The organism is Amycolatopsis sp. NPDC001319 (assembly GCF_042896185.1).
GTDB lineage: Bacteria > Actinomycetota > Actinomycetes > Mycobacteriales > Pseudonocardiaceae > Amycolatopsis.
Map to the genome: position 1 here is coordinate 1 of NZ_JBIAWY010000013.1, position 20,744 is coordinate 20,744.

Annotated in this window: 17 protein-coding genes; 11 read left to right on the forward strand and 6 right to left on the reverse strand. The window is 71.6% G+C overall.

The features are described 5' to 3' along the window. Positions 1-90: 90 nt before the first annotated feature. Complete coding sequence (locus tag ACFY1H_RS38180; protein WP_366579749.1) at positions 91-717, reverse strand: TetR family transcriptional regulator; 627 nt, start codon at positions 715-717, stop codon at positions 91-93. Positions 718-857: 140 nt separating this feature from the next. Here ACFY1H_RS38180 and ACFY1H_RS38185 point away from each other — a divergent pair, with 140 nt between their 5' ends. Together ACFY1H_RS38185 and ACFY1H_RS38190 are read left to right on the forward strand one after the other, a co-directional pair. Next, positions 858-1,883, forward strand: a complete 1,026-nt coding sequence (locus tag ACFY1H_RS38185; RefSeq protein ID WP_366579747.1) for an aldo/keto reductase — start codon at positions 858-860, stop codon at positions 1,881-1,883. A 22-nt stretch (positions 1,884-1,905) separates the two neighbouring features. Next, positions 1,906-2,547 (forward strand): dTMP kinase, encoded by a 642-nt coding sequence (locus tag ACFY1H_RS38190; RefSeq protein ID WP_386954710.1) that lies wholly within the window; start codon positions 1,906-1,908, stop codon positions 2,545-2,547. Positions 2,548-2,551: 4 nt separating this feature from the next. Here the strand turns inward: ACFY1H_RS38190 and solA are convergent, their stop codons facing one another. The 3 genes from solA to ACFY1H_RS38205 form a co-directional block, all read right to left on the reverse strand. Then, positions 2,552-3,682, reverse strand: a complete 1,131-nt coding sequence (gene solA / locus ACFY1H_RS38195; RefSeq protein WP_386954712.1) for an N-methyl-L-tryptophan oxidase — start codon at positions 3,680-3,682, stop codon at positions 2,552-2,554. After that, entirely contained in the window at positions 3,679-5,973 is a 2,295-nt protein-coding gene (locus ACFY1H_RS38200) for an FAD-dependent oxidoreductase (RefSeq protein WP_386954715.1), read from the reverse strand. The genes solA and ACFY1H_RS38200 overlap by 4 nt, the downstream gene beginning before the upstream one ends. 218 nt (positions 5,974-6,191) lie before the next feature. Next, positions 6,192-6,977, reverse strand: coding sequence for an IclR family transcriptional regulator (locus ACFY1H_RS38205; protein WP_366579740.1), 786 nt, complete (start codon positions 6,975-6,977; stop codon positions 6,192-6,194). Positions 6,978-7,144: 167 nt separating this feature from the next. Between ACFY1H_RS38205 and ACFY1H_RS38210 the strand changes: the two genes are divergently transcribed. The 8 genes from ACFY1H_RS38210 to ACFY1H_RS38245 all read left to right on the forward strand — a co-directional run bounded on the left by ACFY1H_RS38210 (position 7,145) and on the right by ACFY1H_RS38245 (position 18,735). After that, positions 7,145-7,474, forward strand: coding sequence for a bifunctional 3-phenylpropionate/cinnamic acid dioxygenase ferredoxin subunit (locus ACFY1H_RS38210; RefSeq protein WP_366579738.1), 330 nt, complete (start codon positions 7,145-7,147; stop codon positions 7,472-7,474). A gap of 180 nt (positions 7,475-7,654) precedes the next feature. Continuing rightward, positions 7,655-8,332 (forward strand): MtrAB system response regulator MtrA, encoded by a 678-nt coding sequence (mtrA, locus tag ACFY1H_RS38215; protein WP_139099890.1) that lies wholly within the window; start codon positions 7,655-7,657, stop codon positions 8,330-8,332. Between the two features lie 61 nt (positions 8,333-8,393). Beyond that, a complete protein-coding gene (mtrB, locus tag ACFY1H_RS38220) occupies positions 8,394-10,124 on the forward strand; it encodes an MtrAB system histidine kinase MtrB (RefSeq protein WP_386954722.1) in 1,731 nt (576 codons plus the stop codon). After that, positions 10,121-11,872 carry an LpqB family beta-propeller domain-containing protein gene (locus ACFY1H_RS38225; RefSeq protein ID WP_366579736.1) on the forward strand — a complete coding sequence of 584 codons (1,752 nt, stop codon included), beginning with the start codon at positions 10,121-10,123 and terminating at the stop codon, positions 11,870-11,872. Before mtrB ends, ACFY1H_RS38225 begins: the two co-directional genes overlap by 4 nt. Positions 11,873-11,951: 79 nt before the next feature. After that, positions 11,952-12,779 (forward strand): ComF family protein, encoded by an 828-nt coding sequence (locus ACFY1H_RS38230; RefSeq protein ID WP_386954725.1) that lies wholly within the window; start codon positions 11,952-11,954, stop codon positions 12,777-12,779. Between the two features lie 540 nt (positions 12,780-13,319). Beyond that, a complete protein-coding gene (gene hpf / locus ACFY1H_RS38235) occupies positions 13,320-14,027 on the forward strand; it encodes a ribosome hibernation-promoting factor, HPF/YfiA family (RefSeq protein ID WP_366579733.1) in 708 nt (235 codons plus the stop codon). A 259-nt stretch (positions 14,028-14,286) separates the two neighbouring features. Further along, entirely contained in the window at positions 14,287-17,193 is a 2,907-nt protein-coding gene (gene secA / locus ACFY1H_RS38240; RefSeq protein ID WP_366579732.1) for a preprotein translocase subunit SecA, read from the forward strand. A 333-nt stretch (positions 17,194-17,526) separates the two neighbouring features. Then, positions 17,527-18,735, forward strand: coding sequence for a cytochrome P450 (locus ACFY1H_RS38245; protein ID WP_386954729.1), 1,209 nt, complete (start codon positions 17,527-17,529; stop codon positions 18,733-18,735). Between the two features lie 204 nt (positions 18,736-18,939). Here the strand turns inward: ACFY1H_RS38245 and ACFY1H_RS38250 are convergent, their stop codons facing one another. Further along, positions 18,940-19,428 carry an Rv3235 family protein gene (locus tag ACFY1H_RS38250; protein ID WP_366579729.1) on the reverse strand — a complete coding sequence of 163 codons (489 nt, stop codon included), beginning with the start codon at positions 19,426-19,428 and terminating at the stop codon, positions 18,940-18,942. 152 nt (positions 19,429-19,580) lie between these two features. Between ACFY1H_RS38250 and ACFY1H_RS38255 the strand changes: the two genes are divergently transcribed. Continuing rightward, positions 19,581-19,964, forward strand: coding sequence for an HAD-IA family hydrolase (locus tag ACFY1H_RS38255; protein ID WP_366579727.1), 384 nt, complete (start codon positions 19,581-19,583; stop codon positions 19,962-19,964). Here the strand turns inward: ACFY1H_RS38255 and ACFY1H_RS38260 are convergent. Then, positions 19,957-20,718, reverse strand: coding sequence for a TrmH family RNA methyltransferase (locus tag ACFY1H_RS38260; RefSeq protein WP_386954734.1), 762 nt, complete (start codon positions 20,716-20,718; stop codon positions 19,957-19,959). The genes ACFY1H_RS38255 and ACFY1H_RS38260 overlap by 8 nt on opposite strands. Positions 20,719-20,744 lie beyond the last annotated feature (26 nt).

Below are 20,744 nucleotides of genomic sequence, written 5' to 3' on the forward strand. Positions count from 1 at the left end.
GACGTGGGTCCTAGACAAGCCACACCTCAACCGGAGGTTCTCCCCACGTCAACCAGAACCTTCCGCTACCAACGTCCTGGCCAAATACACCTAGGGCGTACCGGCCGGCCCGGCGGTGCCGTCCCTCCCGCCGGGCCGCCGGTCCACCACCGGCTCGTCCGGCGCGACGGCCACGGCGTCCAGCGCCGCGCGCAGGTAGGGGATCAGGCCTTCGGCGTCGGGGCCCGTGAGCACGGTCGAGCCCAGCAGCATGCGGTTGAGCAGCGTCCCGGCGCAGATGGCGATCAGCAGCGCGGAGCGAGCGGTCGCGTCGGTGCCGGGCAACGCGTCGGCGAGCCGGGCCTGGTAGTTGCGCTCGATGCTCGCGCGCATGATCTCCGCTGCGCGCGGGTTGGCGACCGAGCGCAGGGTGAGCAGCATCCCGTCGGACGCGTGTGGGTCGTCGCCGGTCAGCAGGGCCCGCGCCGCCTCGGCGTTGAGCTCGGGCGTCATCATCATCGACTTCTCGAACGCGACTTCGACGACCTCGGCGAAGAGCCCTTCCTTCGAGCCGAAGTACTTGCCGATCAGCCGCGCGTCCACGTCGGCGGCGCGGGCGATCTCGCGGACGCCGGCGCCGTCGTAGCCGTGCTCGGTGAACGCCTTGCGGGCGGCGCTCAGGATCGCCGCCCGGGTGGCCACGGGGTCCCGGCGCTTCGGCGTCGGATCAGGACTCATGGTCGCCAGCGTACGAGTCTGGTCCCCGGTTCCGGGGCACGTGCGGGTTGCTAAGTCCGCACTCGTGGACTTATTGTGGTCCACAGGTGCGGACTTAGCCGCACCGACGAGAGCAACCACCGCGACTAAGGATTCCTTCCATGCCTGCTTCCCAGGGCCCCATTCCCCAGCGCCGACTCGGTTCGAGCGGTCCCGCCGTCGGAGCCGTCGGTTACGGCGCGATGGGCTTCGCCCGTCCGTACGGACAGGCCGAGGACCACGCCACCGACGACACCGCCGACGCCCTCATCGGCCGCGCGCTGGACCTCGGCGTCACCCTGGTCGACACCTCCGACATCTACGGCGCCAGCGAGGAGGCCATCGGCAAGGCGATCGCGCGCCGCCGCGACTCGGTCGTGCTGGCCACCAAGTTCGGCATCGTCCGCGGTCCGTTCGACGGCGCTCCGGCGATCATCAACGGCCGTCCGGAGTACGTCCGCGAACGCATCGAGCGGTCGCTGACCAGGCTGGACACCGACCACGTCGACCTGTACTACCAGCACCGCGTCGACCCGGACACGCCCATCGAGGAGACCGTCGGCGCGATGGCCGAGCTCGTGGCGGAGGGCAAGGTCCGGTACCTCGGGCTGAGCGAGGCCGCGCCCGACACGATCCGCCGCGCGCACGCCGTGCACCCGATCACCGCCGTGCAGACCGAGTGGTCGCTGTGGTCGCGCGACATCGAGGACGAGGTGTTCCCGCTGTGCCGCGAGCTCGGCATCAGCGTCGTGCCGTACAGCCCGCTGGGCCGCGGGATGCTCACGGGCAAGCTCACCTCGTTCGACGACCTGCCGGAGAACGACTACCGGCGCAAGATGCCGCGGTTCGCGCGGGAGGTGTTCGAGGCGAACCTCGCCGCCGTGGAGGTCGTGCGCGACATCGCCGCGGCCCACGCCGCCGCGCCCGGCCAGGTCGCGCTCGCGTGGCTGCTGGCGCAGGCGCCGGACGTGGTCCCGATTCCGGGCACGCTGCACGTCGGCCGGCTGGCGGAGAACGCCGGCGGCGCTTCGCTGGAGCTCACCGGCGACGAGCTGAAGCGGCTCGACGCGCTGACGGTGACCGGAGAGCGCGAGGTCGCGCTGGACCACAACTGGTCCTACGGCGTCACCCCGCCATTGGCCCGGTAGCGCCTGTCCTAGGGTGAGCCCCGTGGGGCGACTGGTCGTGATCGAAGGTCTGGACGGTGCCGGCAAGCGCACCCTCGCGGACGGGCTCACCGCTGAGCTGGAACGCGAGGGCGCGCGGGTCGGCAGCCTGGCGTTCCCGCGTTACGGCCGCAGCATCCACGCGGACCTCGTGCGCGAGGCCCTGCACCGCGGCCACGGCGACCTCGCCGACTCCGTCTACGGCATGGCCCTGCTCTACGCGCTCGACCGCAGCGGCGCGGCCGACGAGATCCGCGCGCTGCTGGCCGACAACGACGTGGTGCTGCTCGACCGCTACGTCGCCTCGAACGCCGCGTACGCCGCCGCGCGCCTGCGCGAGAACGGCGACGGCGACGTCGTGCGCTGGGTGTGGGGCATCGAGGTCGAGCGCTTCGCGCTGCCGCGGCCCGACGCGCACCTGCTGCTGCGGGTGTCGCCGGAGGTTGCCGCCGAACGGGCCGTCCGCCGGGCCGCCGCGGACAGCGAGCGGGCGCGGGACGCGTTCGAATCCGATGACGCCCTGCAGCAGCGGTGCGCCGCCGTGTACGACGAGCTGGCCGCGGCCGGCTGGCTCGCGCCGTGGCACGTGCTCGACGGGGTGGCCGGTGTCGACTTGCCGACGTTGGCCAAGTCGCTGCTGTCCTGAGCGATCAGCGTTCGTCGAAGCGCGCGGGGTCGAAGAGGGCGATGGGGTGCGTCGTGCTCCCGTCGACGACCAGATCGGCCACGATCTCGCCGACCACGGGCACGAACTTGAAGCCGTGCCCCGAAAACCCGCACGCCACGACCACCCGCGGGTGTGCCGGGTGCCGCGCGATCACGAAGTCCTCGTCGGGCGTGTTCGTGTACAGGCAGGTCGCGGCGCGGCGGAACGTGCCCAGCGCCGGCAGCCGCGAGCCGACGAGCTCGGTGACGGCGCGCACCTCGTCGTCGTGCACGCGGCGGTCGATCGTGTCGGCCGTGCACGGCGTGCCGGCGAGGTGCGAAGCCACCTTCACGCCCTGCGGTGAGTGCGCGGGAAAGCCGTAGAACTGTTCGCCCTGCTCGGTTTCCCACAGGTACACCGGGTGCCGGCCGGGCGCGAACGGCGCCGCGTCCGCCGGTTCGAACCAGTACTGCACCTGCCGCTGCACCGCGAAGTCCACCCCGAGGTCGGCCAGCAGCGCAGGCGCCCACGCGCCGGGGCACAGCACCAGCCGCGAAGCCGTGTAGTAGCTCGACGCGGTCCCCACGCGTACGCCCGACTCCGACGTGCTCCACGTGAACACCTGCTCCTCGTGGTGCAGCTCGGCGCCGTGGCGCGCGGCGAGCTGCAGGTGCGCGGCGACACTGCCCTCCGGCGACACGAACCCGGCGCCCGGCTCGTAGAGCGCCACCTCGTCGTCGCGCGGGGACATCGTCGGGAAGCGGCGGCGGATCTCCGCCGCGTCGAGCAGCTCGTGCGGGATGTCGAACTTCTCGGCCGAGAGCACGCTGCCGGTGATCGTGCGCGAGTCCGGCGGTCCGGCCATCAGCCCGCCGCAGCGCGTGAACAGGTGCCGGCCGGTGTCGCGTTCGATCTCGTCCCACAGCTCGTGGGCGCGCAGCAGCAACGGCACGTAGTCGGGGCCTTCGAGGTAGGCCTGGCGCGTGATGCGCGAACCGCCGTGGCTGGAGCCGAGGTTGTGCACGGGCGCGAACTGGTCGATCCCGAGCACCCGTTGTCCGCGCTGTGCGAGCCGGTACGCCGCGGCGCTGCCCATGCCGCCGAGGCCGATCACGATCACGTCGTAGTGCGTCAAGCGGTTCTCCTCGTGCTGCTCGGTCCTTCGGGATCCACGACCGCCGGCACCCGCCGGCCGAAGTACTCGATCTCCACCGGTGTACCAGGTTTCGCGCATTCGACGGGAAGCCACGCGTACGCGAGGTTCTTGCCCACGGTGTGGCCGCGTGCCGCACTCGTCACGTAGCCCGCTGGCCGGCCCTCGAAGTACACGGGTTCCTTGCCCAGCACCAGATCGTCGGTGACCAGCGACGTCAGCCGGCGCCCGACGGTGGCGGCCGAGCGCCCGAGCAGCGCGTCACGGCCGAGGAAGTAGCCCTTGTCCATCCGCACGGCGAACCCGAGCCCGGCCTCGTACGGATCGTGCTCCGCGGTGAAGTCGACGCCGCAGGTGGGCCGGCCGTCCTCCCGCCGCAGGCTCGACAACGCGTGGTGCCCGGCGGCGATGATCCCGTGCGGCTGTCCGGCTTCCCACAGCGTGTCCCACAGCAGCCGGCCCAGATCCGCGCTCGTGTGCAGCTCCCAGCCCGGATCACCGGACCGGCGCAGCACGAGCACCGGCACGGTGCCGACGAACGCGGTGCCGGCGCCGTCCGCCGGCAGGTCCGTTGTGGACAGTGGGGCCAGCACCCGCGCGGCGAGCGGTCCCCACACGCCGAGACAGCACGTGCCCGCCGTGGTTTCGTGGATCTGCACCGTGCCGTCGCCGGGCAGGTGGCGGCGCAGCCAGTCGACGTCGAGGGCGCTGTTGGCCCCGATGTGGAACCGGTCGGCGGCCAGGCTCGCCACCGTGAGATCGCTGCGGACACCGCCGTCTTCGCCGAGCAGCAGCGTGTAGGTGACCGCGCCCGGCGCGTGGCCGAGCTCGTTGGTGGTCATCGTCCGCAGGAACGGCAGCGCACCCGGTCCGGTGACCTCCAGGCGGGTCGCCGGCGTCAGGTCGAACACCGCCACGCGCTCGCGCGCGACGATCGCCTCGGCGCTCGCCGTCCGCGGTTCGGACGACGCCGGCACGCGGGACAGCTCGGGCAGGGTTTCGTTGGCGGAGAACCATTCCGGGCGTTCCCAGCCACCGGTTTCGGCGAAGCGCGCACCCAACGCGACGTGCCGCTCGTAGAACGGCGAAGTGCGCAACGGCGGCCGCGGCCGGTCGGACCGGGGGCCCGCGAACGTCCGGATCGTGCGGTCCCGCACGTGGTCCGGCGCGAGCTGCACCCGCTCGAATCGGGCGAGGTCGCTCGCGTGCAGGTCGAGCCGGGGCTGCCCGTCGACGAGCCACCGCGCCACCTCCCGTGCGACGCCGGCGGCGTGCGGGAAGGCCACGGCCTCGGCGACCCAGAAACCGTCGAGGTCCGGGTGCTCGCCGAGCAGCGGCTTGCCGTCCGGGGTGGCCGCGACCAGGCTGCTCACGCCGTCCTCGACCTTGGCGTCGGCCAGCGCGGGCAGCAGGCGCACGGCCTCGGCCCAGGGCTGCTCGAAGTCCGCGGGGGCGAACGGCCCGGCCGTGCGGGGCGCGGTGCTGCCGAGGCCGAGGCGGTCCACGTGCTCGCGCACGGACAGCCCGCCGTGGCGCAGCACCGGCTTGCCCGCCTCCGTGAAGTCATCGTTGTCACCGGCGAGCGCGGGCAGCGCAACGGTGCGCGCGTAGTGCTGCGCCAAGGACACCAGTGGCACGGCCAGGTCCACCAGCCGCCCGATCGCCGGCGCGCCCACCCCCGCGCAGGACACCACGACGTCGGCGCGGAACCGGTCGGTCTCGGTGCGCACGGCCGTCACGCGCCCGCCGCCGCGTTCGACGGCCACGACCCGCTGTCCCGCCAGGAACCGCGCGCCGCGGTCGATCGCGCGCCGGGCCTGGGCCTCGGCGGCACGCAGCGGTTTCGCCACGCCGTCACCCGGGGTGTGCAGGCCGCCGAGGATCTGCGCGGGGTCCAGCAGCGGGTGCAGCTCGGCGCATTCGCGCGGCGAGCGCAGGTACGCGCGCACGCCCCACGACGTCGCCCAGCCGTGCCGTCGTTGCAGCTGCGCCAGCTGCTGCGGCGTCGTCGCGAGCTCCAGGCCGCCGACGGGCTGGAAGCACCACCGGCCCTCCAGCGTCAGCGAGCCGTATTTGGCCACGGTGTACTTCGCGAACTCCGTCAGCGTGCGGTCCGCGTCGGTCTGGTGCACGAGGCCCGGTCCGTCGGCGGTGAAGAGCGGCCCCTGCTCCAGCACCGTGACGTCGGTCCAGCCGCGTTCGGTGAGCTCGTCGGCCAGCGCGCAGCCGACCTGCCCGGCGCCGATGACGACCACTCGCGGTCGGGCTGCCATCGCGTACCTCCTGGCCGGGGTTCACCGGGCGCGCCGAACGACCCGCCGGGCACGGGCCAGGTTGCGGATGGGGGTGTGTGTTCCGTCTTCTGCAACAAAGTGCGGGATCGCGGGGGCGCGTGTCAAGACCGCGCGAGGAAGGGGTTTTTCGCTTGCGCCCGGGCAGGTGAAGCCCGTAACGCGGACGCCGGCAGAGGCGATCCGACGCCGGGGGAGTGTCAGCCGGCGTAGTAGCCCAGTTGCGCCGAAAGTTCTTTCGCCGCTTCGGTCATCGGCCGCACGATCTGCTTGATCCGCTGCTTCGACAGCCGGTACGACGGCCCCGACGCGCTCATCGCCGCCACGACCTCGCCGCCCGGGCCGTGGATCGGCACCGCGACGGCGTGCATGCCGAGCTCCAGCTCCTCGAAGCAGGCCGCGTAGCCGTCCTCGGCCACGCGTTCGACTTCCGACTCGAGCTCCTCGGGGTCCACGGTCGTGCGCGGCGTGTACTGCTCGAGGCCGTGGCCGAGCACGCGCTTGCGGTCGGCCTCGCCCATCGCGGCCAGCAGCACCTTGCCGCTGGAGGTCGCGTGCAGCGGCGTGCGCTGCCCGGTCCAGTTCTGCGTGGTGATGGCGGCCGAGCCGCGGGCCTGGCTGATGTTGATGGCCACGCCGTCGTCGGCGATCGCGATGTTCACGGTCTCGCCCAGCTCCTCGGCCAGCGCCTGGCAGGTCTGGCGGCCGAGCTTCGCGAGGTCCATGCGGCCGGTCGCCGCGCCGGCGAGGCGGACGATGCCGAACCCGATCGCGTACTTCCCGCGCTCGCCCAGCTGCTCGACAAGGCCGTGCTGTTCCAGGACACTCAGCAGCCGGGACGCCGTCGACTTGTGTACCCCGAGCTCACCGGCGATCTCCGTGATCCCCGACTCCCCGTTGCGCGCGAGCAGTTCCAGCACGTTGATCGCGCGGTCGACCGACTGAACTTGGCTTCCCGTTGCGTTGCCCGAGTCCTGGTTCCGCATAGCGCAACACTAACGGCTGGGCGGCGATCTGTTCGGCTGAGCGGGCGAATCCCTTGACGGCGGGGGCCGGCGGGCCGCACTGTTGCGCACAGTGCACATCAACGCGTCATGCGCAACATTCACTCACCGCTCCCGGTTCCCGTGACCCGTTTCCCGGAGGCTTCCCGATGATCCGTGCCTGCGCCGTCGCCGACCTGCCCGAGGGCGAGTCCCTCCGCATCGACGGCCCGACCCCGATCGCCGTTTTCCACACCGCCACCGGCTTCTACGCGATCGACGACACCTGCACCCACCAGGACGCCTCGCTCGCCGACGGCTGGCTCGAAGGCTGCTTCGTGGAGTGCCCGCTGCACGCGGCCCAGTTCGACCTGCGCACCGGCGCGCCGACGTGCCTGCCCGCGAAGGACCCCGTCCGCACCTACTCCGTGGTGGTCACCGACGGTGTGGTGTTCGTCGACGCGCCGGTGCCGGCCGTCGTCGGCGAGGGTGTCGCGTAGCTCTTCCCACCCGAGGCCCGTGGGGGTTCCCGAGCGCCTGCCCGGGAGCCTTCACGGGCCGTCCAACGCCTGCTCCGGCACGCCCGGATGGAGCAACCCGGGCTCGCGATCTTGATCTTTCTGGTGGTCAAACGCGCGGGTCGTGCTCGACGGCGGCGCAAGTAGTGCGAACATGTGCTCATGAAGGCACGTGTCTTGGTGGTCGACGACGACCCCGCGCTGGCGGAGATGCTCACCATCGTGCTCCGCGGCGAGGGGTTCGACACCGCGGTGGTCGCGGACGGTTCGCGCGCGCTGCCGGCGCTGCGCGAGCTCAAACCGGACCTGGTCCTGCTGGACCTGATGCTGCCCGGCATGAACGGCATCGACGTCTGCAAGGCGATCCGCGCCGAGTCCGGTGTGCCGATCGTGATGCTGACCGCCAAGAGCGACACCGTCGACATAGTGCTGGGCCTGGAGTCCGGTGCCGACGACTACGTGGTCAAGCCGTTCAAGCCGAAGGAGCTCGTCGCCCGCGTGCGCGCCCGCCTGCGCCGCACCGAGGCCGAGCCCGCCGAGTCGCTGACCATCGGCGACCTGGCGATCGACGTGCCGGGCCACGAGGTCACCCGCGAGGGCAAGGCCATCCCGCTCACGCCGCTGGAGTTCGACCTGCTCGTGGCGCTGGCCCGCAAGCCACGCCAGGTCTTCACCCGCGAAGTGCTGCTGGAGCAGGTGTGGGGCTACCGCCACGCGGCGGACACGCGGCTGGTCAACGTGCACGTCCAGCGTCTGCGTTCGAAGGTCGAGAAGGACCCGGAGCACCCTGAGGTGGTGTTGACGGTGCGCGGCGTCGGTTACAAGGCCGGCCCGCCGTGATGGCCCGATGACGGCTTCCGCGGCAGCCGGCCCACCCGCCGGGACGAAGAGTCACCCGAAGGTGGGACGGCCGACCGCTTTCGCCCGAGCCACGGTGCGCCTCGTCCGGCGCCTCGTGGTCTTGGCGCGCCGCCGGGTGGTGGCGTTCAACGAGCTGTGGCGCCACTCGCTGCAGTTCCGCGTGACGATCTCGACGCTCGCGCTGTCGGCCGCCGTGGTTTTCGTGCTGGGCATGGTGCTGCAGAACCAGATCACTGAGCGCCTGCTCGACACCAAACGCAAGGCCGCCGTCGAGCAGACGCAGGCGCTGGCGGACACCGCGGCGCGTGAACTGGTGGGCGTCGGCGGCGAGTCGCCGGACGCGCTGCACACCCGGCTTGAGAACGCGTTGAAAAAGATCTCCACGACTTCGGCGTCGCCCACGGGGTCCACGGCGGGCACGTTCGAGCCGGTGCTCGCGAGCGTCGGACGCGACCAGTCCGATGCCGACCCGGTGTTCGTGGGGCCGTTCACGTCGGTGCCGGTGCGGCTGCGCCAGTTCGTGGAGGGCGACAACCTCGCGCGCGTCGAGCACACCGTCTCCGAGAACGGCGCGACGACCACGTACCTCATCGTGGGCACGCCGCTGAGCTCGGTGGCGAGCCCGCTGCAGCTGTACTTGCTGTTCCCGCTGACCAGCGAGCAGAACACCGTGTCGACCGTGCAGAACACGCTGCTCGTCGGCGGGCTCGTGCTGCTGCTGTTGCTGGCCGGCATCACGAACCTGGTGGTCCGGCAGGTGGTGCGGCCCGTCCGCCAGGCCGCCGCGGCGGCCGAGCAGTTCGCGGGCGGGGACCTGGAGCAGCGCCTCGCCGTGGTCGGGGAAGACGACCTGGCGAAGCTCGCCGTGTCGTACAACGGCATGGCCGCGAGCATCCAGCGCCAGATCCGTCAGCTCGAGGAGTTCGGCGGGCTGCAGCGCCGGTTCACCTCCGACGTCTCCCACGAGCTGCGCACCCCGCTCACCACGGTCCGCATGGCCGCCGACGTGCTGCACGCGTCTCGCGAGCAGTTCCCCGCCGGCCTCGCGCGGTCCACGGAGCTGCTGGTCGACGAGCTCGACCGCTTCGAGGCGCTGCTCGGCGACCTGCTGGAGATCAGCCGCCTCGACGCGGGCGTCGAAGAACTGTCGGCCGAGTACATCGACGTGCGGCCGATCGCGACGCGCGCCGTCGAGCAGGTGCGCGTGATCGCCGGGACCGCGGGCAGCTCCGTCGAGCTGATCCTGCCCGAGGAGGACGCCTCCGCCGAGGTCGACGCCCGGCGCGTGGAGCGGATCCTGCGCAACCTGCTGGGCAACGCCGTCGACCACAGCGAGGGCAAACCCGTGCAGCTCACCGTCGCCGTGAACGAGACGGCGGTGGCCATCACCGTGCGCGACCACGGCGTGGGCCTGCGCGCGGGCGAGGCCGACCTGGTGTTCAACCGGTTCTGGCGCGCCGACCCGTCGCGCAACCGGCGCACCGGCGGCACCGGCCTCGGCCTGGCGATCAGCCAGGAGGACGCGCGGCTGCACGGCGGCGTCCTCGACGCGTGGGGCGAGCTCGGCCAGGGCGCCTGCTTCCGGCTCTTGCTCCCGCGCCACCAGAACGTGCCGATCGAGGAGAACCCGCTGCGCCTGCCGCCACCCGACGCCACGGCGGAGATCACGCTGTCGCCGTCGTCGGTGCTCGAGGTGCAGCCGGCACCCGACGCGATCCTCGCCGACCGTGATCCCGAACGCGACGCCGACCGCGAGGAGGTCGGCCGGTGAGGCGTGTTTTCGCCGTGCTGGCGTGCTTGTTGCTGCTCGCCGGCTGCGCCAACGTGCCGCTGGAGTCGCAGCCGCTGGTCGTGTCCGTGGACTCGACGCCGCCGCTGGCCAACGACGCGCCCGAGCCGGAGCACGGCCTCGCCCCGCTCGACATCGTGCGGGAGTTCATCCGCAACAACGGCGACCCCCGGTCCAACAACGCGGCCGCGCGCGCGTACCTCGACGACCAGCAGCGCAGCGCGTGGAAACCCGGCCGGGCGATCACGATCATCGACAACACGTTCAGCACCGTCTACGAGACACCGCCTCCGTCGCCGTCCACGACGACGCCGCCGGACCCGAACGTGCGCAACGTGGGCCTGCGCGGGTTCACCCTCGGCACGCTGAGCGCCGACAGCGCGTTCATCCCCGGCTCCGGCCCGGCCGAGCAGACGATCCAGGTGCGCAAGCAGCCGAACGGAGAGTGGCGGATCTCCAGCGCGCCGCCCACGCTGCTGGTGACCGACGACGACTTCGAGGCGAACTACAACCGCGTCGCCGTGAGCTTCTACTCGCCCGACTCCGGCGCCTTCGTGCCCGACCTGCGCTATGTGCCCGCGAAACCGCAGTCGGGCCTGCCCGGGCGCGTGATGGACCTGATCCTTCAGGGACCGTCGGCCGGGCTGGCCGGAGCCGTGAAGAACCTGCTGGGCGACCAGGTCACGCTCGACACCAACGTCAAGAACAGCGACGACGGCTCACTGCTCGTGCAGCTCTCGGGGCTCACGGGGGCGAGTCCGGAGACGAGAACGCTGATCGCGGCGCAGATCATGCTGTCGATGCAGGCCGTCACGTCCACCCGCGTCCGGCTGCTCGCCGACGGCCAGCCGCTCGTGCGCGGCCACGAGTACTGGCGCAGCAGCGACGTGCCCTCCTACAGCGCGGCCTCGTCGCCGAGCGCCGACCTGCTGGGCATGATGACAGTCGACGGGCGCATCCGCTCGCTCGGCGACGGCGCGCCCATCGCGGGGCCGGCGGGCAACGGCGGGTACGCCGTGGTCAGCGCTGCGCAGTCGATCGACGGCAAGCGGCTCGCCGTGGTGGAGCGCAACGGCGACCGCGTTCAGCTGCGCGTCGGCGACCTGGGCCGCGACCTTCCGCTGGTGGACCTCTCCGGCGGTTCGCTGAGCCGCCCGACCTGGCGGCCGGCGCCGAGTGAGGCCGGCCCGTCGGGCGAGGTGTGGACCGTGGTGGACCACTCGATCGTCGCCCGCATGGTCCTCGACCCGACCGGCCACTGGCTGCGCCAGAGCGTGAACGCCAACGACCTGCTCGCCCTCGGCTCCGACATCGACGCCCTGCGCCTCTCGCGCGACGGTGCCCGCGTGGCGGCGATCGTCAACGGCCAGCTCGTGGTCGCGGCGGTCGTGCGCAACGGCGACACCGTGACGCTGCGGGAGCCGCGCGTGCTCCAGCCGGGTGACCTGTCGGACGTCGTGGACCTCGACTGGGGTTCGACGGCCGACTCGCTGGTGGTCGTCACGTCGTCCAGTTCGCAGCCCGTGCAGCGCGTTTCCGTGGACGGGCGCCGGATGGACGCGTTCAACGGCTCGAACCTGACCGCGCCGGTCACGGCGGTCACGGCGGCGCCCAACCGGCCCATCGTGGTGGCCGACCCGGGCGGGCTGTGGAACGCCACCGAACTGGGTGAGGTCTGGCGGCCCCAGGCCCACACGATGCTGCACGCGTCGCCGTTCTACCCGGGCTGACGAGGGTTTCTCGCCCGTTTTCGATCGGCGCGGGCTCGAGGCGCCGAAACTGTCGGTGCCCGGGTGCACACTGCGAGTCATGGTTCTCGATCTGCTCGTCCCGGCCCGGTGCGCCGGCTGTGGTGCCCGCGGTGTCCCGTGCTGCGCGGAGTGTTCGCGGGTGTGGGGGTCACTCACGGAGGTGGTCCGCGCGCCGCTGACCGGTCTCGCGCCGGCGTACGCGCTGGCCCGCTACCAGGGCGTGGCCAAGCGCGTCCTGATCGCCTACAAGGAGCGTGGCCGTCGTGATGTCGCGCCGGCACTCGGTCGGGTGCTGGCGTCCGCGCTGGCGGCCTTGCCGCGGGCCGGTGTGCCCCGCGCCGGGCCGCGCTGTGAGGGACACTCACTCGGTGGACCTTCGTTCGGTGAACCGGGCGTCGTCGGGTCTTCGCGCGGCGGTCAGCGGCTCGAAAAGCCCGTGGCCGCCGGGGGTTCCGCGGTCGCCGGCGATCTCATGTTCGCCGGGCATTCCGCCGCCGCCGGGGATTCCGCGCGCGCCGGGCCGTGGTGTCTCGTCCCGGCACCGAGCCGTCGCTCGGCTTCACGCCTCCGTGGTGGTCCGCACGTGCAGCGCCTTGCCGAGGCGGCCGCGCGCTGTCTCGCCCGGACGGGCGCCGAGGCCTTCGTCGCGCCCGCTCTCGAGTTGAAGGGCGCCCGTGACGCCGTGGGTCTCAGCCGGGCGGAGCGCGTCGCCAACCTGGCCGGGCGGCTGCGGTTCGTGCCCGCGGGCCGGCCTCCGCCGGGCAGCCGGGTCGTGGTGCTCGACGACGTGATCACCACGGGTGCCACGGCGGTCGCGTGCGTGCGAGCACTCACCGACGCCGGGGTCGCCGTGTCGGCTGTGGTCGCGTTGCTCGCCGCAGGGTGAGCAGACGTCACCTACACGAGTGATGTCAAGAGGGAACGCGACGCGACGGCGGGCCGTTGTCGGGACATGAGGGTCAGGCTCGGAATCACGCGGGCGGCCGAACACTCCACCGGGGTGGCGGCTGCGGCGCACAGGGCCGTGACTCTCGGCTTCCGGGCTCCCGCACCGTTGCGCCGTAAGCGTGAAAACGCAGTGATCGCGTTCGGCCGTCAGGGGCGGGATTTCGGGCTGCACACGGGGGTTTCGCTGCGCGCCGTAATGGGTTCCCGAATCGTGACATCCCCCGGCCCGGGGGCTGTTGCGAGCGGCGTGATGAAGCTAACGTGCTCCGCTATCAGCAATCCCCGCAGGCAGGGAGGTGTGCAGCCCATGTCCCTGGCGCCGGAGGCGCGCTGAGTCCGCGCTCGAGCATCCGCCACGAGACGTCGTGACCGGCCATCGAGTTCTTCTCAGCCCACCAGATCCGGGCTCCGTCCCCGCAGTACCGGCGCCGTGTGAACACACAACAGCTCGCAGTCATCTCAGCGAGGGAGGTCGTGTATGGACATCGTCGTAAAGGGCCGCAACGTGGAGGTGCCCGACCACTACCGGGCACTCGTCAGCGAAAAGCTGGCCCGTCTTGAGCGCTACGACAAGAAGGTCATCCGGTACGACGTGGAGTTGTTCCACGAGCCGAACCGCCGGCAGGCGAAGAGCTGCCAGCGCGTCGAGATCACCGGGAAGGGCCGCGGTCCGGCCGTACGCGCCGAAGCGTGCGCCGCGGACTTCTACGCAGCGCTCGACTCCGCCGTCACGAAGCTGGAGAACCGGCTGAGGCGGACACACGACCGGAGGCGCGTGCACTACGGGCGCAGCCGCCCGGAGTCGGTCGCCGAGGCGACCTCGATGGCGATGGCCGGCGGATCGCCGGACGCCGTCGCCCGTCCCACCGCGAGCACGGCGGTGCTGGAGGCACCCGCCGCGGACACGGCCGAACCGATCACCGAAGGTTTCGCGGCCGTCAGCTCCGGTGAGATCACCCTGCCCCAGCAGAAACGCTGGGAAGACGAAGATCTGGGCTACCAGCCCGGCCGCGTCGTCCGCGAGAAGAAGCACAACGCGGACCCCATGTCGGTGGACCAGGCTCTCTACGAGATGGAGCTGGTCGGCCATGACTTCTACCTGTTCAACGACTCCGAGTCCGGGCGGCCGAGCGTCGTGTACCGGCGGAAGGGTTTCGACTACGGCGTGATCCGGCTCGGCGGCTGAGCCCGCCGACCCGGCGCGGCCGGGGGGAGCCGGCCGGCGCCACGGGTGGCCCGCACGCGAGCGCGTGCGGGCCACCCGCGTGCCGGGAGTAGGGTGCGAAGGGGCCTCTCGTGACCTTCTGCGAGCACGTGCGTGCGCGGACCACTGTGTGTTCCCTACGATGTGGTGAGACGGCGGCGCCGCACTACGAGTGCGCGCCGTGCCCACAAGCCCGGGACCGGCTCGGGTGCGATCATGATCAGCTAGTGAGGTCGACCGGATGGTGCTGAACCGCCTGCTCCGCGCGGGTGAGGGCAAGATGGTGAAGCGGCTGCGCAACATCGCCGATCACATCAACACCCTCGAAGACGACGTGAAGGACCTGTCGGACGCCGAACTGCAGGCGAAGACCGGCGAGTTCAAAGAGCGGTACGGCAAGGGCGAGACGCTCGACGAGCTGCTCCCGGAGGCCTTCGCGGTCGCCCGCGAAGCCGCCAAGCGGGTGCTCGGCCAGCGGCCCTACGACGTGCAGATCATGGGCGGTGCCGCACTGCACCTCGGGCAGGTCGCCGAGATGAAGACCGGTGAGGGCAAGACCCTCACCTGCGTGCTCCCGGCGTACCTCAACGGGCTGTCCGGCAAGGGCGTGCACGTCGTCACCACCAACGACTACCTCGCCAAGCGCGACGCGGAGTGGATGGGCCGCATCCACCGCTTCCTCGGGCTCGAGGTCGGCGTGATCCTCGCCGAGCAGGACCCGCAGGAGCGCCGCCGGCACTACGAGGCCGACGTCACCTACGGCACGAACAACGAGTTCGGCTTCGACTACCTGCGCGACAACATGACGTGGTCGCTCGACGAGTGCGTGCAGCGCGGGCACAACTACGCGATCGTGGACGAGGTCGACTCGATCCTCATCGACGAGGCGCGCACGCCGCTGATCATCTCGGGCCCGGCGGACCAGTCGTCGCGGTGGTACATGGAGTTCGCCCGCCTCGCGCCGCTGATGCAGGGCATCGACACCACCACGATGGGCTCGCGCGAGCGCGTCGAGAAGGCCAACCTGATCAACTCGAAGTACCACTACGAGATCGACGTGCGCAAGCGCACCGTGGCGGTCACCGAGAAGGGCGTGCGGTTCGTCGAGGACCAGCTCGGCATCGAGAACCTGTACGAGGCCGCGAACACGCCGCTGGTCGGCTACCTCAACAACGCGTTGAAGGCCAAGGAGCTCTACAACAAGGACAAGGACTACATCGTCCGCGACGGTGAAGTCACGATCGTCGACGAGTTCACGGGCCGCATCCTGGTGGGCCGCCGCTACAACGAGGGCATGCACCAGGCGATCGAGGCCAAGGAGAAGGTCGAGATCAAGGCCGAGAACCAGACGCTCGCCACGATCACGCTGCAGAACTACTTCCGCCTGTACAACAAGCTCTCGGGCATGACCGGTACGGCCGAGACCGAGGCCGCGGAGTTCCACCAGACCTACAAGCTGGGTGTGGTGCCGATCCCGACCAACCGGCCGATGGTGCGCGCCGACCGCGCCGACCTGATCTACAAGACGGAGCAGGCCAAGTTCGAGGCCGTCGCCGAGGACATCGCCGAGCGGCACGAGAAGGGCCAGCCGGTGCTGGTCGGCACCACGAGCGTCGAGAAGTCCGAGCACCTCTCGAAGCTGCTGCTGAAGCTGGGCGTGCCCCACGAGGTGCTGAACGCGAAGTACCACGGCCGGGAGGCGCTGATCGTCGCGCGCGCCGGCAAGCTGGGCGCGGTCACGGTCGCCACGAACATGGCCGGCCGCGGTACCGACATCGTGCTGGGCGGCAACCCGGACATCATCGCCGACCAGGAGCTGCGCGAGCAGGGCCTGGACCCGGTCGAGAACTCCGAGGAGTACGAGGCCGCGTGGCCGAAGGTGCTCGAGGAGATCAAGGCCGGCGCCAAGGAAGAGGCCGAGCAGGTCCGCGACGCGGGCGGCCTCTACGTGCTGGGCACCGAGCGCCACGAGTCCCGCCGCATCGACAACCAGCTGCGCGGTCGTTCCGGCCGTCAGGGCGACCCGGGCGAGTCGCGGTTCTACCTGTCGCTGGGCGACGACCTCATGCGCCGGTTCAACGCCGTGATGGTGGAGCGCGTGATGACCACGATGCGCCTGCCCGACGACGTGCCGATCGAGCACAAGATGGTCTCCAAGGCCATCAAGAGCGCGCAGACGCAGGTCGAGCAGCTCAACATGGAGACGCGCAAGAACGTCCTCAAGTACGACGAGGTCATGAACGAGCAGCGCAAGGTGATCTACGCCGAGCGCCACCGCGTGCTCGAGGGCGAGGACCTGCGTGAGCAGATCGAGCACATGACCATCGACGTGGTCGGCGCGTACGTCGACGGCGCCACTTCCGAGGGCTACGCCGAGGACTGGGACCACGAGCAGCTGTGGACCGCCCTCAAGACGCTCTACCCCGTCGGCCTGAACTGGGACGACCTGGTGGAGGAAGGCGACCTCGACGCCGAGGGCCTGCGCCAGGCGCTGGTCGACGACGCCATCGACGCGTACAACAAGCGCGAGGCGGAGATCGACGAGCTGGTGGGCGAGGAGGGCGCGATGCGCCGCCTCGAGCGCCAGGTGATGCTGACCGTGCTGGACCGCAAGTGGCGCGAGCACCTCTACGAGATGGACTACCTCAAGGAGGGCATCGGCATGCGGGCGCTCGCTCAGCGCGACCCGCTGATCGAGTACCAGCGCGAGGGCTTCGACATGTTCCGCGCGATGCTCGACTCGCTGAAGGAGGAGGCCGTCGGCTTCCTGTTCAACCTCCAGGTCGAACGCAGCGAGCCGGAACCCGCGCCGCAGCTGGACCCGTCGGCGCTGCCCGCGGGCGTCACCTCGGCCACCGCCGCCGCGGCCGCCTCCTTCGGCAACGACAGCGGCCGCCACTCGCGCCCGACCCCGCCCCAGCCGCCCACGACCGACACCGAGTCGGTCCCGTCGGCCTTGCGCGGCAAGGGCGTCGGCGGCGGCGTCCAATCCGGACTGACCATGTCCGGCCCCGCCGAGGGCGGCGGCGTGGAGTCCCATTCGGACAGTGCCGACTCCGACAGCGCCGGCGCGGGCAACACCCGCCGCGAACGCCGCGCCGCCGAGCGCGCACAGGCGAAGAAGGGCAAGAAGGGCCCGCGTCGCTGACGCAGGTTTTGAAAAGGGCGGGCCGCATTCGTGCGGCCCGCCCTTTTCGTGTGCTGTGCCGGGCCGCGTTCGGGCGCCGCCAGGGGACGGTCTGGTAGCGGGCGGCACGCGGTGTGACTGCAGGCCAGTGCCGTCGGCGCAGCTTTCTCGTGCTGAGGCCGGTGTTCGTGCCTGGTGCGGTTGGTGCCGCGCCGTGTGCTGCCGGCGCCGAGGCAGCTTGTGGACGCCGGCGGCGTGGTCAAGCGCGCGTCGCGGGTGCGCCTCGCCTTCACGTGACGCAAACGGGGTTCGCGCATAACGTGGTCGATGGTGGTGCCGTCGAGGGGGAGAGCTGTGGCTGACCTGGAAACCTTCACGCAGATGTTCGCGCCCGAGCACAAGGCGGATCCGTACCCGCTGTACCGCAAGTGGCGCGAGGCCGAGCCCGTCGCCGAGATCGCGCCCGGGTTCCTCGTGGTGAGCGCGCTGGCGGAGGCGACGGATGTCGTGCGCGATCCCGCGTTCGGGCACCCGCGGCCCGAGGTTCTCGACCCGGCCACGCTGCACCCGGACGACCTGGTCGACGCCGAGGGCCGCCCGGTGGTGTCGTTCCTCGGGCTCAACCCGCCGGACCACACGCGCCTGCGCCGGCTCGTGTCGAAGGCGTTCACGCCGCGGATGGTCGAGCGCCTGCGCCCGCGGGTCGAGGACATCACGGCGCGCCTGATCTCCGACCTGGTCGAAGCCGGTTCGGCCGATCTGATGACCGCGTTGGCCGCACCGCTGCCGGTCGAGGTGATCAGCGAGATGCTCGGCGTCCCGACGGCCGACCGTTCACGCTTCGCCGAGTGGTCGCACGCACTGGCCCGCGCGCTCGACCCCTCGTTCCTCGTTGCCGACGCGGTACTCGAGGAAGCGGGCGAAGCCGGCCGCGAGTTCAACGCCTATTTCCGCGAGCTGGCCGCGGAACGCCGCCGCAAACCCGGCGAGGACCTCCTGTCGGACCTCGTCGCCGTCACCGACCAGGGCGACAAGCTCACCGAAGCCGAGCTGCTGGTCACGCTCACCCTTCTGCTCGTCGCCGGCCACGAGACCACCACCAACCTCATCGGCAACGGCGTCCTCGCCCTGCTCGGCACCGAAGCCGGCCTCCGCGCCCTGGGTGACGACGGCGCCCTCGCGCCCAACGCCGTCGAAGAAGTCCTGCGCCACGACTCCCCGGTGCAGCTCACCAGCCGCGTCGCGCTGCAGCCCACGCGCGTCGGCACCACCGACGTCGCCCCCGGCGCCCAGGCCATCGTCCTCATCGGCGCCGCCAACCGCGACCCCGCCACCCACCCGGACCCGGACACCTTCGACCCCACCCGCGAGCCCTCCCGCCACCTCGCCTTCGGCCAGGGCATCCACTTCTGCCTCGGCTCACCCCTGGCCCGCCTCGAAGGCCAGACCGCCCTGCGCGAACTCGCCGTCCGCACCCCCACCCTCCACCTGGCCGGCCCCCCGACCTGGAACCCGACGATCACCATGCGCGGCCTGTCGCACCTCCCGGTGGCGCTCGGCTGACGCCCGCGAGGTCTTACGCGGCGAACCGAGCGGCCGGCGCCGAGAACCGGCGACCTGGCCCGACCGCCGACCCGTCGCGAAAGCCCGCGCCGAAGAAGTGGCGCTGACCGGGCCGGTCGCCATTTCCGCGACGGGCTCCTCGCGAAACCGAGAACCCCGCCGCCGACCTGACGCCCTGACCTGCCGTTTGGGACACCCGTCCCGTCAAGCAGCCGACGGGCGCACCGGCACAGCACGCGCCGGACCCAGGCGCGGGGCCAGCAAGTGGAACCGCGTGCACACCCACCCCGTCCGCGTGCGTTCGAAGCGGGCCGCCAAGGCGAGCACCCGAGGTCCGCTCCGGATGGTCGTCGCGGCTTCCAGCGCGAGGTCCGTCGGATGACACACGTGCAGCGCGCCGATTCGGTGGCGTGCGGCAGGCAGGCGGCCGTGGGTCAGGAGCCGCGCGAACAGGGCCGGGTCCACCAGGTTCTGCACCTGCGCCGCGGCGCGGCGGCCGCCGAGGACTTCGAGGATGGCGTTGAGGCGGCCGGTCAGCTGGCGTTCGCTCGGGGGTCCCAGCAGCTGCACCACGTTGTGGCCCGTGGGTGGCAGGTCGCGCACCGGCGGGCGGTGCCGCGTGACGTGGCGGACGGGGCGGGGCCGGGTGGCGGGCTCGCTGCCCGCGAGGCCCCGGAGGCGGTGGGTCGTCATGTGTTCCTCCCCTGAAACGCGGACGATCCGCTGCAGGTAGTGGCCGGGCAAAGCCGAAACCGGGACCGTCGGCGCCTGATCCGGCGAAATCCGCGAATCCGCCCATTTCGATCTGCAATTTGCGCTATGTCCCGCATCGCTAGGGTGAGCGCGTGCTCAAAGGCTTGCTGGTCGACTACGCCGGCGTCCTCACCGACCCCGACGCCCACCTGCTCTACGACTACCTGCGCGCCATCCGCTCCGGCGGCACGCGCACCGGGCTGGTCTCCAACGCGCCCGGCGCCACGTCGGCCGTCCGGCACGAGCTGGCCGACTACTTCGACACGCTGGTTTTCTCCGGCGAAGTCGGCGTCGCCAAACCCGACCGCGAGATCTACCTCGTGGCCGCCGACCGCCTCGGCCTCGCCGCGGCCACCTGCGCGTTCGTGGACGACGCCGCCCGCAACGTCCGCGGCGCCGCGGAGGCGGGCATGGTCGCCATCCACCACGTCACGATGGCGGACACCCTCGAAGAGCTGGCCGCTCTCTTCAGCTAGCCCGGCGCACCAGCTCGAACGACAGCACCGCGGCCGCCGCCGAGACGTTCAGCGACTCGACGTCGCCGGGCATCGGAATCGACACCCACTCGGTCACCAGCTCGGCCACGGCCGCGCCCACGCCTTCGGTCTCCCCGCCCAGCACGAACGCCGCCCGCTGTGGAAGCGGAACGTCGAACACCGTCGACTTGCCCGACGCACTCAGCGCGTACAGGCCGTACCCCGCGTCAGTCAGCATTTCCGCCGCCTCACGCGCGCTGCCGCACCGCAGCACCGGCGCGCGGAACGCCACGCCGGCCGAAGCCTTGACCACCATCGGATCCAACGCGGCCACCCCGCGCCGCGGCACGATCACGCCTTCCAGGCCGGCGGCGGTGGCCGTGCGCAGGATCATGCCGACGTTCGCGGGCGTCGTGATGCCGTCGAGCAGCAGGACCCGCGCGGGCGGGAGGCGGTCGTCCAGCGCGGCGGCGAGCGAGCGCATCCGCGGTGCGACGACGTCGGCCAGCACGCCCTGGTCCTGCTTGCCGTTGCCGGCCAGCACCTTCACCCGGTGCGCGCTCGCGCGCTGCACCGGCACCCCGGCGTCCCTCGCGGCGCGCTGGATCTCGGCGGCGGCCGGGCCGCGGGCGGTGTCGGCGAGGATGACCTTGTCCACCTGCAGACCGCCGTCGGCCAGCGCTTCGAGCACCGGCTTGCGCCCGTAGACGGTCAGGAACCGGTCTTTCGGAGAAACCTCCGCCTCATCACCCACGCCGGTCAGTCTCGCACTGTGTAAGG

What these genes read in the sequence shown, in the direction of transcription:
- ACFY1H_RS38205 (WP_366579740.1), bottom strand. Translation starts at nt 6,977, where the DNA reads ATGCGGAACCAGGACTCGGGCAACGCAACGGGAAGCCAAGTTCAGTCG.
- ACFY1H_RS38210 (WP_366579738.1), top strand. Translation starts at nt 7,145, where the DNA reads ATGATCCGTGCCTGCGCCGTCGCCGACCTGCCCGAGGGCGAGTCCCTC.
- secA (WP_366579732.1), top strand. Translation starts at nt 14,287, where the DNA reads ATGGTGCTGAACCGCCTGCTCCGCGCGGGTGAGGGCAAGATGGTGAAG.
- hpf (WP_366579733.1), top strand. Translation starts at nt 13,320, where the DNA reads ATGGACATCGTCGTAAAGGGCCGCAACGTGGAGGTGCCCGACCACTAC.
- ACFY1H_RS38180 (WP_366579749.1), bottom strand. Translation starts at nt 717, where the DNA reads ATGAGTCCTGATCCGACGCCGAAGCGCCGGGACCCCGTGGCCACCCGG.
- ACFY1H_RS38250 (WP_366579729.1), bottom strand. Translation starts at nt 19,428, where the DNA reads ATGACGACCCACCGCCTCCGGGGCCTCGCGGGCAGCGAGCCCGCCACC.
- ACFY1H_RS38185 (WP_366579747.1), top strand. Translation starts at nt 858, where the DNA reads ATGCCTGCTTCCCAGGGCCCCATTCCCCAGCGCCGACTCGGTTCGAGC.
- ACFY1H_RS38200 (WP_386954715.1), bottom strand. Translation starts at nt 5,973, where the DNA reads ATGGCAGCCCGACCGCGAGTGGTCGTCATCGGCGCCGGGCAGGTCGGC.
- ACFY1H_RS38230 (WP_386954725.1), top strand. Translation starts at nt 11,952, where the DNA reads ATGGTTCTCGATCTGCTCGTCCCGGCCCGGTGCGCCGGCTGTGGTGCC.
- mtrA (WP_139099890.1), top strand. Translation starts at nt 7,655, where the DNA reads ATGAAGGCACGTGTCTTGGTGGTCGACGACGACCCCGCGCTGGCGGAG.